This is a genomic window from Paraburkholderia sp. WS6, from assembly GCF_030464835.1.
Lineage (GTDB): Bacteria > Pseudomonadota > Gammaproteobacteria > Burkholderiales > Burkholderiaceae > Paraburkholderia > Paraburkholderia madseniana.
The window spans coordinates 1-11955 of sequence record NZ_JALQCK010000086.1 but is presented as its reverse complement, the minus strand read 5'-3'; the positions used below and the strand labels follow the sequence as shown (position 1 = coordinate 11955).

The following is an 11955-nucleotide window of genomic DNA, read 5'->3' as shown; positions in this document are numbered from 1 at the left end:
AATACGGGCTATTGTTCAATTACAAGACATAGTCAGGAAGGGCACATAGTGCCTCAAGACGTGTGGCGACACACGTTTCCGTAACAACGACGGGCACTCCTGACTCGCCGCCTCGGCATGGTGTTTGAGGACATAGGCAAACCCCCAGCGACTCATCGCTTCACCACGAGCGTTGACGAACAATTCCGGTACGGCAACAACTCCCCGTACTATTATCCATGCACGCAATGCGTTGGCGGTGGCTTTCCACAGGAGGAGCGTACGCTCACGCCGGCCCTTGCCGTGAACGCGGATGCTCATCGACGGTAGTACAACATCTGCGGTCTGTAGTCCCGTCAGCTCTGAGACACGCAGGCCACCGCATATGGCCAGATGCAGCATTGCACGATCCCGGATTCCTTCACGTGTTGTCGGGTCGGGGGCATCGAGCAGAGCCCGAACCTCGTTTTCAACAAGATACGGCACGAGGCTGGAATCAGTCTTCTTGTACGGAATGCCGAGTACACGCTGGACCTGTTCGAGCATCGCGGGCTCGCGATGCTCAACGAAGTGGAAGAAGGATCTGATTGCGGCCAGTCGAACGTTGCGAGTCTCCGGTGAGTTATGGCGTGCATCTTCAAGATATTCCAGGAACGCGCTGATCATCCCGGCATCGAGATGCTCCAGCGCAAGCGACGAGGGGATCACCTTGAGCCGTTCTGCGGCGAACTCAAACAGGAGCTGGAAACTGCATGCATAGAAATCGCAGGTGTGTTGACTGGCGCCTCTCTGATGCGCGAGATTCTCGCGAAGGAACACAGCAACGTGGGGTGCGAGCGGTGTCATTTTTGATCTCCGGTAAGGAAACGCTCTGCGGCGACCGCAATGTCCCGCAGGAGCTCCGGAGTGGCCTCAAGATACCAGTAGGTCGACTTGATGTTGACGTGCCCCAGATACGTTGCAAGCGCCAGCATGTGCTGTCCGACGCGGTCCCGCCCCTCTGGACTCGCCTCCAGCACGTGGACAGCAAACGAGTGCCTTAGCTCATGGATTCGGGGACGGCGGCCATTGGGGGCATGGCTAATGCCGGCAATCTTCAGTAGTTTCTGGAACACCTTGTAGGCGACTGTGTATCTGAGCGGGCGGCCGTCGTCATCAACGAACGCATGGTCGTCGCACGAACGAACCCGCCGACGCAGTGTTAGATACTTTTGCAGTCCTGCTGCCGTCGTGTCGTGTAGGGGAACCAGGCGGGTCTTCTGGAATTTGCTCTTTCGAATGACGAGTCCGTCCGGCGTAACATCGGCAATACGGAGATCCAGGGCCTCCGAGACGCGCAGGCCAGTGGCCGACAGGAGAGCGATCAATGCCGCATATGTTTGTGGTTTCAGCGCGCTTGCGGGTCCCAGTTTCAGCGCTGCGTCGATCAGGCACTCGATGTCCGTGCAAGAGTAAATGTACGGAACCCTACGTGTCTTCCGGTAGGCAAAGTACCGCGCTGGCGGCACTTCATGGTCCTGATCTTCGATGTGTAGATACCGGGCGAACCGGCATACGGTCTTCAGCCGTGCATCACGCTGAGCCACCGACGCAGCCGCGGCGGCCCAGTCAATCGCGGTCTGCGCGTGGACGTGCGTCTCTCCGCGATCGACAGCAAAGCGAGCAAAGCTGCGCAGCAGGTAGTCTGCGTTCAGCAATTTGAAGCCGGCGGCATGACGAGCGGCAATATAGGACTCCACGGCGGGCATCATTTCATCACCTCCGGCCAAGGCAGTGCGATTCGCTTGAGCAATGCAACGTCAACCTTGGCGTAATAGGCTGTGGTGTCGATGCCGCGATGTCTCAGGAGCACGCCGATCTGCTCGAGCGGAAGACCGTGACGCAGCATCTCAGTCGCCGCAGTGTGTCGCAGCAGATGTGCACCCTTTGCGGGTGAGCTCACCTTGGCCCGGTTGAGGGCGCGCTTCACTACCGACGAAATGCCGTCGCCTGAAGCAAACGGTTTAAACGGAGCAATGTTGCGTATGAAGACGCGGTCGTGTCCTGTAACCCGAGGCCGGGATTCGAGGTAGTGCAGGAGTGCTTCACCAGCATCCTGCGGCAGCGGGAGTCGAACTTCATAACGCCCCTTACCTGAGACACGCAGGGTCCCGGTTTCCCACTCGATGTCTTTCATTCGAAGGCTCGCCAGGTCGCCCGCGCGCACCCTGAGTCGCACGAGCAACAGGATGATCGCGCGGTCGCGAATGCGTCGAAGTGAATCGCCATTGCACGCGGCAATCAGGCGGTCAACGTCGTCAGCGGTCAGACACCGTGGGAGCGTCGCCAGACGCCAATGCGCCAGCGCCGGAACCGCTTGATCGAGACCGGCCCGACACAGGCCCTGAACACCCAGATAACGCAGGAAGGCCCGCGTGCTGGTGACACGCTTCTCGGCGGTACTGATGCCGCAGTTGCGAGCACTGTCCAGCAGGAACGTGCGCACGCGCTTTGGATCCCACTCGCTCACATCATTACCAAGCGCTTCCAGCATTGCCGAGGCATCGCGACAGTAGAGCCGAAGGGTCGACGCCTTCGCGCCCCGATGCTTTTGCATCCGTCGCCGGAAACCGCTCACGATGGCTGGTTCACTAGTCTCGGCATTTGAAGGATTGTCGCTTTCACAGACACCGATCCCAATCAGGTATTCCCGAAAGCGCTTCGCTCCGAAGTAAACGTGGTGGTTCGCCTTACCGCCCTTTGCTTCTGGACAGGAACACGTTGGAAGATGTCGACGGAACAGCTCCAACGTCGGCGGACCCACTTCGGCCAGAGTTCCACCATTCATCAGCATGAAGCGGCCCAAATGATCGCCGGCCCGTATGTAACGCACAGCACTGGCCGCAGAGTATCCCTCCTGTTCGAGCGTATCAGCGAAGCTGTCCATGAAGGCGCCGGCCGGTCCTGTGCGCAGGCGGTTCAAGGTTTTGGGTGCTACCAGGTATCTGTCTAGCATCACATCCTCCTGTGATGATTTCCCGTGAAAGCTAGACCAAGATAGCAAGGGGGAGCGCGTTTTTATGGGGAGTCGGAATGCGTCTCGGAGGGCGCAAGTTAGAAGCGTTCAGTCGGCATCGCACCGAACTTGGTCTCGTACTCCCCGTTAGACAATACTTCCCATAAGACACGAGTTGTAGGCGATCTCGATCCCGGCGCATCCCTGGCAACGCAGCACGTGCCCTCCCAGCGCCGCGCTGCGGCACTGTTCGATCGCTGACATCACCTTCAGTTGCCCGAGGTTCAGGTGGGCGGATTGGCGCCACGTTGGACCAAGAGAGCGAAAGACGTCGGCCACCTCGAGCGCGCAATGCGCCACGACGGCGACCTACGCAGGATCCAGACCATCGAGAGGGCTGACCACCTCGCGCAGAATATCGGTGGCGACCTGGGCATAAAGCGCTGTGGTCTCGAGCTTCTTGTGCCCAGGCATGACCTGAATCACGCGGATATCGACCTTCTGTTCCAGTAGATGGGTGGCAAAGCTATGGCGCAAGGTGTGCATGGACACACGCTTGTCGATTCCAGCGGCCTCGGCGGCCGCATGGACCGCCCGATTGAGTTGGCGGGTGCTGAGCGATTCAATCGGGTTGAGCCCGGGAAAGAGCCAGCCGCCGTCGAGCATCCTGCCCTGGGCCCGGGCTACTCGCCACCAGACCCGCAGGCGCTCAAGGAGCACCGGGGACAGCATCGCGTAGCGGTCCTTCTGACCTTTACCCTGTTCAATGCGCAGCGTCATGCGCTGGCTGTCGATGTCTCACGTTCACCGGCCAGCCTTCACGGAACAGCTGCACGTCCGCCGTGGCCAGCGTCTTGAAGGTCGGCTCGCTCTGGAATAACTGGAACACTTCGATCAACGTCTGAAGTGTGAACTGGGAAATCGGTGTGGTCAGGGTGTACATGCTTGCCTCGTGCGGAAAATGGAGAGGCAATCACCCCGCGGGGCGATTGCCCCATGTGGGAAAGGATGAAACTGGTGGTGCTCAGTCGATATCGAGTAGCCGTGCGACGATCGCCGCAACCGTCCAGGCTTGCGAGCGCGACAGCGATTTGATGCGCATCAGTGGAATGCTTTGCCAGCCGCCGCCATCGGCCTCGTCAACGACACGAACGAAGTCCGCCTGGATGATCCAGCCTTCCGACGTGCCGCGTTCAACCGAGAGACTGATCCGGTGGCGCCGGGCGAACGTAGCAGGCCATTCGGTCGCGGGGCGAAGACCATACTGCTTCTCGTTGGGGTCGTCCATGTAATTGGCTATTGACACCCACTCGGGCTCGATTTCGGTACGTCGTAAGGCTCGAGCAACCTGATCAACGACCTTTGCGACGCTCTTGCCGACCGGGTCAAACGGGGCCGCAGCAAGCTCGACTGGTAAGTCCATGAGTTGGGACATGAATGGGTTCCTGAAATGAAAAAAGGCCACACCCGAAGGTGCAGCCTTTGATTGATGGCGGGCTGCATGGCGCAGCCCAAAGTCAGTTTTTGGTCTAGTGGGAAACACGAGAATGACTGCGCTCGCGATCCGCCTTGCGGCCCCGGTTGGTCATGTACGAGCCATACGCACAAACCGCCGGCCAATGGCCAATGCAAAAAGTCCTAAACCCATGTTCATTCTCCGTTCATGGAATCCATGCCGATGAAAAACAGTAACACAAACAGGACGACGAGCGCCGAAACGTTAAACGCGGCAGCCAGCGTCCAGACTGTTGTCGAATGCCCGTAACCGATGGCGCCCGCGGCTGAAGCTGCTGACAACGTATGTGCAAAGCGCCCAAACTGCTGGCGTTGATCCTTGCTCCACGAATGTCCGAGGTTGAACAGACGAAACCCGGAACGAGACTTTTTCGATGAAGCGCTCTCGCGCGACACAGAAAACGTGCCGTCCAACCGCGCGTCGAGGCGCACCGAGACGCCACCGATCACCGCCGTCACTGCCGGCGGTGCTTCGGACGCAGCCAACTCGCGCAGAATCGCCGCGAGCCGTTCGGACGGCGCCACCGTTTCGAGTTGATGAATGAACGTCGCACGGTCGGCGATGCTCATACCCGACGGGTATTCGACGAAGATATCCACGATTTCCATGGCGTCTCCTATCGGCGTTCCGCGTCGAGACCAGCGGCGAGCCGCAGGCCGCCCAGCAACGAGTCGTAGCCCCCCGCCTTCAATTCCATGAAGGCCTTGCACAAAACCGTCGTACGCTTTTCCTGCGTTTTGATCGAAAGAGCCTTGCGGCTGATGCGCGTCGTGCTGTGGATCTCCGCAACATGCTGGTCGAGCAGCTTGAGCAAAGCGTCCCGAAATTCGGGCGCCAAGCCATAGCCGCGGACGATCGCGCGGACATTCAAAATCGCTGCCATTCCATTACCCCATACGGTATCGCTTCGCGAGATCCGCTTCCTCGCTGTTCGGTTAGAGCCACGTCCGGTCGCAGCATCCCTACCTGATGCCGTTTCCCGACCTGCGCGGGCCCGGGTGCGCCGCTCCTGCTGCGGCTTCGCCGTATTTCCCCGGCGCGGGGTTCCTGCCTTCCTGTCCTTTAGCGATTCCATCTGATCAGCCCGTTGCATGGGAAGAGCATGCAGTCCGACTGTCCAACCTGCTGCGGCGCCGGCGGGGATCGCGCTTCGCGCAATCTCTCGCCGGCACGTTCGCGTGGCATCACTGCCGTCGCGCTGCGCGGATGACTCCCGCACGGTGCAGCTTCGTGGCCACCCTGCCAGCCTGACGCTCACGCGTCTCGGGCCGCCCGCCGCGTGGCGGTGACGGCTCCGGGCTGATGCCGGGCAAATCCGTTGCGCATTCTGGTTCCGGCTACGCCTACCGTTCTGTCTTCCGTACAGGGAATCGCGAGTGCTCGGGTTCTACCCGAGTTCGCAAGACTTCCCCCGCCCCAAAGCACACTCATGTCCGCCGCCGTGTGTCGGGCTTCCTGAGTGCACCCAGCTTGGTGTGCTGAAAGGGCGTGTACATCACGGATGAGTTGCGACGCGAACTGTCCAACTGTCCGCATCCACATGTCCTCATCCGTGCACATCGCGACAAACCGCCGCTGATCGTATGGATATCGCACTGTCCGGGGGTCCTCACTGTGGACCACTCTGGACTTGATCTGATTCAGAAAAAGGCCGCCTCACTGTGCGGCCTGGTCACTCGGGTGTTACTTGCCCGTTGCGGGCTGGGGAAAAGACGAACGGGTGCCTTGCACTCCGTTTCGATGCGTCCGTGGACGCGGTAGGTAGAACCAAGAATAGGTGGTTTCGTCCCGCACCAGCTGTTGAAAGCTGCCCGGAACCTGATGGCTTTCGTTAACTTGACTTTGCTACGCGCTGGCTAGACTGGAAACCAGGCAGAACTGACAGAAAAGTGTCAGTTCGCTGATTCGGACGCCGAGGGGGGCGGACAAACTGACACTTAAGTATCAGTTATCTGACACTTCGGCGCGAAGCCATTACCTTATCTTTGGAGTCGTCTTGAAAACTTCCGTCTTTGCTGTCGATGTCGGCTATGGCAACACCAAATACGCATACCGCGCGGCCAGCGGCACCATCGCGGCGGATATGTTTCCCTCGCTCGCACCGCTTTCCGCGAGCCGCTCGCTTTCGGGTTACGGCGATAGCGTGCTCGCATCGCGCAAGGTAGCCACCATTGTGATCGACGAAATCGAGTATGAAGTCGGCCCCGACGTCGCGCTCACTGCGGCATACGGCAATACCGGCCGCGCACTGTCCAACGACTTCGTGCTCTCCGACAACTACGCGGCGCTGCTGGCCGGCGCGATGCACTTTGCTGGCGTCACACACATCGAGCGGCTAGTCCTCGGCCTGCCTGTCCACAACATGCAGAAGTATTCGGACGCGCTGAAGCAGCGCTTCACTGGCGATCTGGAGTTCGGCGTAGCGCGCGTCCGGGTCGACAAGGTCGTCGTTATCCCCCAGCCGCTCGGCTCGCTCGTGTCCGCGTCGAGCAACCGGCAGAAGGAGTTCGGTCGCGACAGCGCACACCTGGTCATCGACGTCGGCTACTTCACCACCGACTGGGTGTACGCCAACGGCTTCACGATGGACGACAAGCGCAGTGGTGGCATGCCCGGCGGCGCTTCGCAGATCTATCAGCGTATCGCGGGCCTCCTCGCGCGCGACCAGGACGAACAGGTCGATGACCTCGAGCGCATCGACAAGGCGTTGCGCGAGCGCAAGCCCTTCTTCTACTATGGCTCGGACATCGATCTCGATCCGTATCTGGAGAAGTCGCAGCCGCTGATTGCGGGCGTCGTCAAGGAAATGCAGAACAACGTCGGCCAGCTCACGAATGTCCGGTCGATCATCCTCTCAGGTGGCGGTGCAGCACTTTATGCGTCTGCGATCCGGAAGGCTTTCCCGCGTGTGACTCTGGAAGTGATCGACGCGCCATGTCTCGCGAACGCCAAGGGCTTTCTCGTAGTCGGCGAAGCGGGTCTTGCGCGGGAGCGATCCACTGCTAAAGCATGAGCGAGAAATTTGACATGAAGCTGGTCATTGACGAGGTGACCACGCCACTGCTGCACGCCCGGCTGAGCGCGGCGCGATCTCCCCGGGAGCGGGCTGCGCTGCTCCGTTCTCTGGCAGAATCGGCTCTCCGGTCGGCGAGCAGCGGTGTCGTCTTTCATCCCGACAACGTCTCTCTCAGGTTACCGGATATGGGCGCCGTGGCGTCGCTTCCGATCGCGAGTGAACGGCCGACGCCGATAGCTTCCCGCTCGGCCGATCCTGGCCAGGATATAAATCGACAACCTGTTGCCAACGAGGAACAGTCCGGCTCGCACGACACACAAATGCTCGCCGACGAATTCGCGGGGTACTACTGAGTGACGACTTGACTTTGCCTGCCAGATGCGAAGATGGGTCATGCATCGGTGTTCATGGCGCGACGCGTCGTGCACCGGTGCATAAAGCGGAGGGTGTATGACTGAATTGATCCAGATGGCTGCCAGTAAACTCCACGATCCGCACGCGTGGCTGGGAATTGCAGCGTTCGTCGCCTGCTGCGTGGCAGGCTGGTATTGCGGCGATATCGCGCATGTCGCATCTGAAAAACTGAAAGGAGAGTGAGCGATGGACATGCTCGATCGGCTCGACGCGCAGACGAGCGCCGTTATCGAAGATGATCTTTTCGGGATCTTCTTCGGAATAGCCGCCAGGGGCGACGGCAAGGGCGATCTGCTTTTTGCTTCTGAAAAGACGCATGACTGTTGATCCAATTAGGCCGACTCAATTGAATCAGCCCGCATGGGAAGCCAGTCATGCAAAAGGACCGTGATTTTTGGGTGCTTTCCGGTCACTCGCTGTTTGCTGGTTTTTGACCCGGCAGCCTCGCCAACCGGTTGACGGGCTTACGCCGGAATGATGCGCTAATTCGGGTAGCTTTCAGGGAAAATCTACGTCCGATTCGAACTATCATCCGCGCCAAGTTGTTTCATGGTTTCACATTTTCGCAATCGAAGCCATGACAACGATCTCTTTATAATCAGTAATTTACGTCATATTTTTCAGATTTAGACCGTCAACCGGTTGACGGACTTAATTCAATAAATGAAACAATCGTCTAGTTAGGTGGCGCACAACACCATCTTTGGTGCGAATAGCATTTTTTAGTTGCGCGTGCCACTTACTTGACAACGACGCGCCAACCGGACAATGCAAATGTCGACCTAGAGGGGCCGTCTTATGAAAGAACAGGGGTGAACAATGATCGTTGTAGAAAGCAACTCGGTGGAATTGCGCAAACGCGCACTCGAACATCAGATGCATTTGCGAGGTCAAAAGGCGTCTGCCCTCACATATGGCCGGTTCTATCAGCGCTTGCTTGAATCGCGCGTGTGGTCAACGCAGTTAGAGTTGTCGGACGGACTGTCCGTTTCGAAGGGTCACGTGTCGAAGGCTATCAAAGCCGCGCGTCTACCGATCGAGGTCGTTCGTACGTTCGGACCGGAGCGACGCGTATCGTTTCGAGTAGTCGAAGCCCTAGACGAGTTGACCGCAGTTATGGGCGCTGAAAGATTGGTCAAGCATGCGGGGCAACTCGGCGAGCGATCGGACCTGCCTGTCGCTCAGGTTTTAGATGCCTTAGTCCGCGGAGACCGGCCAAACCTCGTACCGGGATCAATCAGAATGTCTGTCGGTCGAGGGGGACGGTACATTCGGATCGAGTCGCCTGACATTGCAGAGATGATTTCTCGCTTGCACGAGATAGAGACTGCTTTAAATCTCGCCGTACGAATGGCCGGCCTCTAAGACCGCGAAAGATGACCGTGGACGCTTTTATATCGGCCACAATCGACCCGCAAAGACGGTGGCACGCCGCGAGTACGTTGCTAGCAGACGGGCGGTCAGTATCGAATCGCAGGAAATTCGGCGGCTGTTCCCGCACATCGCTCAGCTTGAAGGATTTCTTCGCACCGCCCGTCCGGGCCGCGCTGGCAACGGGGTAGTTTCGCGGTTTCGCTCAAGGCAAACCATTGTTCAAGTCTGTAGCAAAGCGAACGCACGTCGCCACCCCGTCGCCGACGAGGTACTTCGTCGTCACGCCCGCGCGTTCGCCCGGCTCGAGATTGTGGCGCGCAACCAGGCGGTGAAAGCCGTGCGTTCGACGGCGTCTTTGAACGTCGCAGTTTCTTGCTGGTAGGTCTTCCCTTTGCCTCCATCGGCGAGGTATGCCTCAGCCAACTCCCGCCGCTCGTCGAGTGAAAGCGCTTTGATGGCGGCCGTCGTCTGCTTGGCTCGTGCATCCGCTGCGTCTTCGCGCGCCCTCTCCTTCTCGCGCTCTGCTGACGCCTCTTTCTTCTTCTGCGCTTGCTCCCCATCAACCTGGGTCATGCCAATGTCGCTGCCCTTCTCGGATACAGTACGCGCGTAGCCACCCGCGCTACCCTTGATCTGCTTCTTTCGAGCACGCTCCTCAACATAGATCGCGGTTTTCAGAGCCCGCTCGGGCGCTGTCACGTTGACGGGGCGACGGCATAAAAACTGCTGGGGACGTGTGTTTGCTCAGACGGCGGACGGATTCTGGGCGAGCTCGGTGAAACGATGCCACGCGTCAAAACGTTGAGCGAGTTGTTTGCGGTAGAGAGACGCGCGCAGCAAATGTCGCTTGAGCGCGAAGTGCTGCCGGATCGGTCCGAAGCTCGAAAGAAACGCCTGGGTGCGCTTTGGGTCGCGAAATCCGCGCAAGCGCCGCTCACGTTCACGCGTAGGTTGATGGCTATTTTCGGCCCGATTGTTCACGCGGGCCGCAGCCTTGACGAACACGTGTTTGACGTTTGCCAGCTCGGGGATCCTGGACTTCGCGGCCGGATAACTGCGCAGCTGGTCAGTGACGATCTTGCGCAGCACCGGGCACGAACGAAGCACGCGCTTGAAGAATCGTTCGGCTGCGGCCGTGTCGCGCCGCTTCTGCAGCAGGATATCGAGTTCGGCGCCGTGCTCGTCGACGGCTCGCCACAGCACATAAGGTTCACCGCGCAGCATCACGAACAGGTAAGTAGGCCCGGGGGATTTCACCCCGAGCCTCTCGCAGAACCGTGCGTAAACCTCTCGATTTACACGGCTCCCGTTATCCAACCTTTACTCCCAGAAACTGCCAGTGTACAAACTGTCGCGGGTATGCCTTCCTCATCTTGTGCAACCACTCGTCGCTACGCCGTTTATGCCGTCGTAGTGTCTTGTACTTGCACCTGGCCCAGCGCGCGAGCTTGCGGTCCAGATACCGACCGAGCCCGTTCATGGCCGTCCGATAGAAAGCCCCGTAATAGTTCCACCAGCCACGTATCGTGGGATTGCATTGATCGGCCAGTTCGACCAGTGACCTGAACGTCTGACGAGGTAGCCGCCACCCCCGCACTTTCTGTCTCATCCGTTTCAGGGCATCACGACTCACCCCGGGCAGAAAGCTCGTTGAGAGCTGCCCAGACCTGGTCATCACCCTTCGCGGACGAAACAGGAAACCCAGAAATGTGAAGGTCACATTCGGGTAGGCTTGAGTACGGCTTCGGTCTCTGCAATACACGATGCCTGACTTTTCAGGATGCATCTCCAACCCGCATTCCGCCAGCCGCGAGGCAATGGCATGCATGACCTCCTGCGCCTGCGCCTCACTGCGGCAGTGGACCACCGCATCATCGGCATAACGCGCAAAGGGACATTGCGGGAAGTGTCGCTGCATCCAGGTGTCGAGCGCATAGTGCATGAACAGATTCATCAGCATCGGGCTGACCACTCCACCTTGGGGTGTACCGCGCACACGCGCCAGTCTCGCTCCATCCGCAGTCTCAAACGGCGCAGTCAGCCACCGCTCGATATACAGCAGGATCCAGTCCGCCTTGATGTGCCTGCGTACCGCCTTGAGCAGGAGGCCATGATCAATCTGATCGAACGCCGCCTTGATGTCAAATTCAACAACCCAGTCGAATTTCCAGCAACGCTCGCGCGTCACGGCAATCGCCTGCTTTGCCGATTTTCCAGGTCGGTATCCATAGGAATCCGGATGGAATATCGGATCGAGTGTCGGCTCGATCATGAGCTTGACAACGGTCTGCGCGACGCGATCAGACACGGTAGGTATTCCCAGCTTTCTGGTACCACCCTTGGCTTTCGGTATCTCAACCTGCTTCACCGGTGGCGGGAAGTACGACCCCGATGACAGCCGGTTCCACAGCTTGTACAGATTTCCCGACAGGTTCTGCTCGAACATGGCGATCGTTTCATCGTCCACGCCTGCAGCGCCTCGGTTGGCCCTCACCAGCTGGTACGCCTCCCACACCGTACGCTTCGCAATGCAATAAGGTTTTGTTGATGTCACGTCACTCATCCCCGCAAAGCAGGTTGGCGACCTTCGTCAACCGGATAACGCTGCCCCTTCGCTCCACCGTCATTACAACGGCTTCAACACTACTACGGGCAGCTCCG

Annotated in this window: 12 protein-coding genes and 4 pseudogenes; 4 read left to right on the top strand and 12 right to left on the bottom strand. The window is 59.0% G+C overall.

From position 1 onward, the window contains the following. Positions 1-15: 15 nt before the first annotated feature. The 9 genes and pseudogenes from M0D64_RS44205 to M0D64_RS44165 form a co-directional block, all read right to left on the bottom strand. Positions 16-825: a tyrosine-type recombinase/integrase gene (locus M0D64_RS44205; RefSeq protein WP_266262228.1), complete on the bottom strand. Its 810-nt coding sequence runs from the start codon at positions 823-825 to the stop codon at positions 16-18. Further along, positions 822-1730: a tyrosine-type recombinase/integrase gene (locus M0D64_RS44200; protein WP_266262227.1), complete on the bottom strand. Its 909-nt coding sequence runs from the start codon at positions 1728-1730 to the stop codon at positions 822-824. Before M0D64_RS44200 ends, M0D64_RS44205 begins: the two co-directional genes overlap by 4 nt. Further along, complete coding sequence (locus tag M0D64_RS44195; protein ID WP_266262225.1) at positions 1727-2974, bottom strand: tyrosine-type recombinase/integrase; 1248 nt, start codon at positions 2972-2974, stop codon at positions 1727-1729. The genes M0D64_RS44200 and M0D64_RS44195 overlap by 4 nt, the downstream gene beginning before the upstream one ends. A gap of 168 nt (positions 2975-3142) precedes the next feature. After that, a pseudogene (locus tag M0D64_RS44190) lies at positions 3143-3313 on the bottom strand (transposase zinc-binding domain-containing protein); the annotation flags it as partial. A 30-nt stretch (positions 3314-3343) separates the two neighbouring features. Beyond that, positions 3344-3772 (bottom strand): annotated as a pseudogene (locus tag M0D64_RS44185) (tyrosine-type recombinase/integrase); the annotation flags it as partial. Then, positions 3738-3917 (bottom strand): hypothetical protein, encoded by a 180-nt coding sequence (locus M0D64_RS44180; RefSeq protein ID WP_266262224.1) that lies wholly within the window; start codon positions 3915-3917, stop codon positions 3738-3740. The gene M0D64_RS44180 and the pseudogene M0D64_RS44185, both read right to left, overlap by 35 nt. Positions 3918-3998: 81 nt before the next feature. Further along, positions 3999-4409 (bottom strand): hypothetical protein, encoded by a 411-nt coding sequence (locus M0D64_RS44175; protein ID WP_266262223.1) that lies wholly within the window; start codon positions 4407-4409, stop codon positions 3999-4001. A gap of 215 nt (positions 4410-4624) precedes the next feature. Then, positions 4625-5098 carry a hypothetical protein gene (locus M0D64_RS44170; RefSeq protein ID WP_266262222.1) on the bottom strand — a complete coding sequence of 158 codons (474 nt, stop codon included), beginning with the start codon at positions 5096-5098 and terminating at the stop codon, positions 4625-4627. 65 nt (positions 5099-5163) lie between these two features. After that, positions 5164-5373: pseudogene (locus tag M0D64_RS44165) on the bottom strand (Fis family transcriptional regulator); the annotation flags it as partial. A 1113-nt stretch (positions 5374-6486) separates the two neighbouring features. Here M0D64_RS44165 and M0D64_RS44160 point away from each other — a divergent pair. From M0D64_RS44160 to M0D64_RS44145, 4 genes are all read left to right on the top strand, one after another. Continuing rightward, positions 6487-7503 carry a PRTRC system protein D gene (locus M0D64_RS44160; protein WP_266262221.1) on the top strand — a complete coding sequence of 339 codons (1017 nt, stop codon included), beginning with the start codon at positions 6487-6489 and terminating at the stop codon, positions 7501-7503. Between the two features lie 14 nt (positions 7504-7517). Beyond that, positions 7518-7859, top strand: coding sequence for a hypothetical protein (locus tag M0D64_RS44155; RefSeq protein WP_266262220.1), 342 nt, complete (start codon positions 7518-7520; stop codon positions 7857-7859). Between the two features lie 97 nt (positions 7860-7956). After that, the gene (locus tag M0D64_RS44150; protein ID WP_266262219.1) at positions 7957-8103 is read left to right on the top strand and encodes a hypothetical protein; all 147 of its coding nucleotides are present in this window, start codon (positions 7957-7959) and stop codon (positions 8101-8103) included. A 3-nt stretch (positions 8104-8106) separates the two neighbouring features. Then, positions 8107-8247: a hypothetical protein gene (locus tag M0D64_RS44145; RefSeq protein ID WP_266262218.1), complete on the top strand. Its 141-nt coding sequence runs from the start codon at positions 8107-8109 to the stop codon at positions 8245-8247. Positions 8248-9573: 1326 nt separating this feature from the next. On the opposite strand, the gene M0D64_RS44140 is transcribed toward M0D64_RS44145, so the two are convergent. From M0D64_RS44140 to ltrA, 3 genes and pseudogenes are all read right to left on the bottom strand, one after another. Then, entirely contained in the window at positions 9574-9993 is a 420-nt protein-coding gene (locus M0D64_RS44140) for a hypothetical protein (protein ID WP_266262217.1), read from the bottom strand. A gap of 45 nt (positions 9994-10038) precedes the next feature. Continuing rightward, positions 10039-10527 (bottom strand): annotated as a pseudogene (locus tag M0D64_RS44135) (DDE-type integrase/transposase/recombinase); the annotation flags it as partial. Positions 10528-10603: 76 nt separating this feature from the next. After that, the gene (ltrA, locus tag M0D64_RS44130) at positions 10604-11761 is read right to left on the bottom strand and encodes a group II intron reverse transcriptase/maturase (RefSeq protein ID WP_266262216.1); all 1158 of its coding nucleotides are present in this window, start codon (positions 11759-11761) and stop codon (positions 10604-10606) included. Positions 11762-11955: the final 194 nt, after the last annotated feature.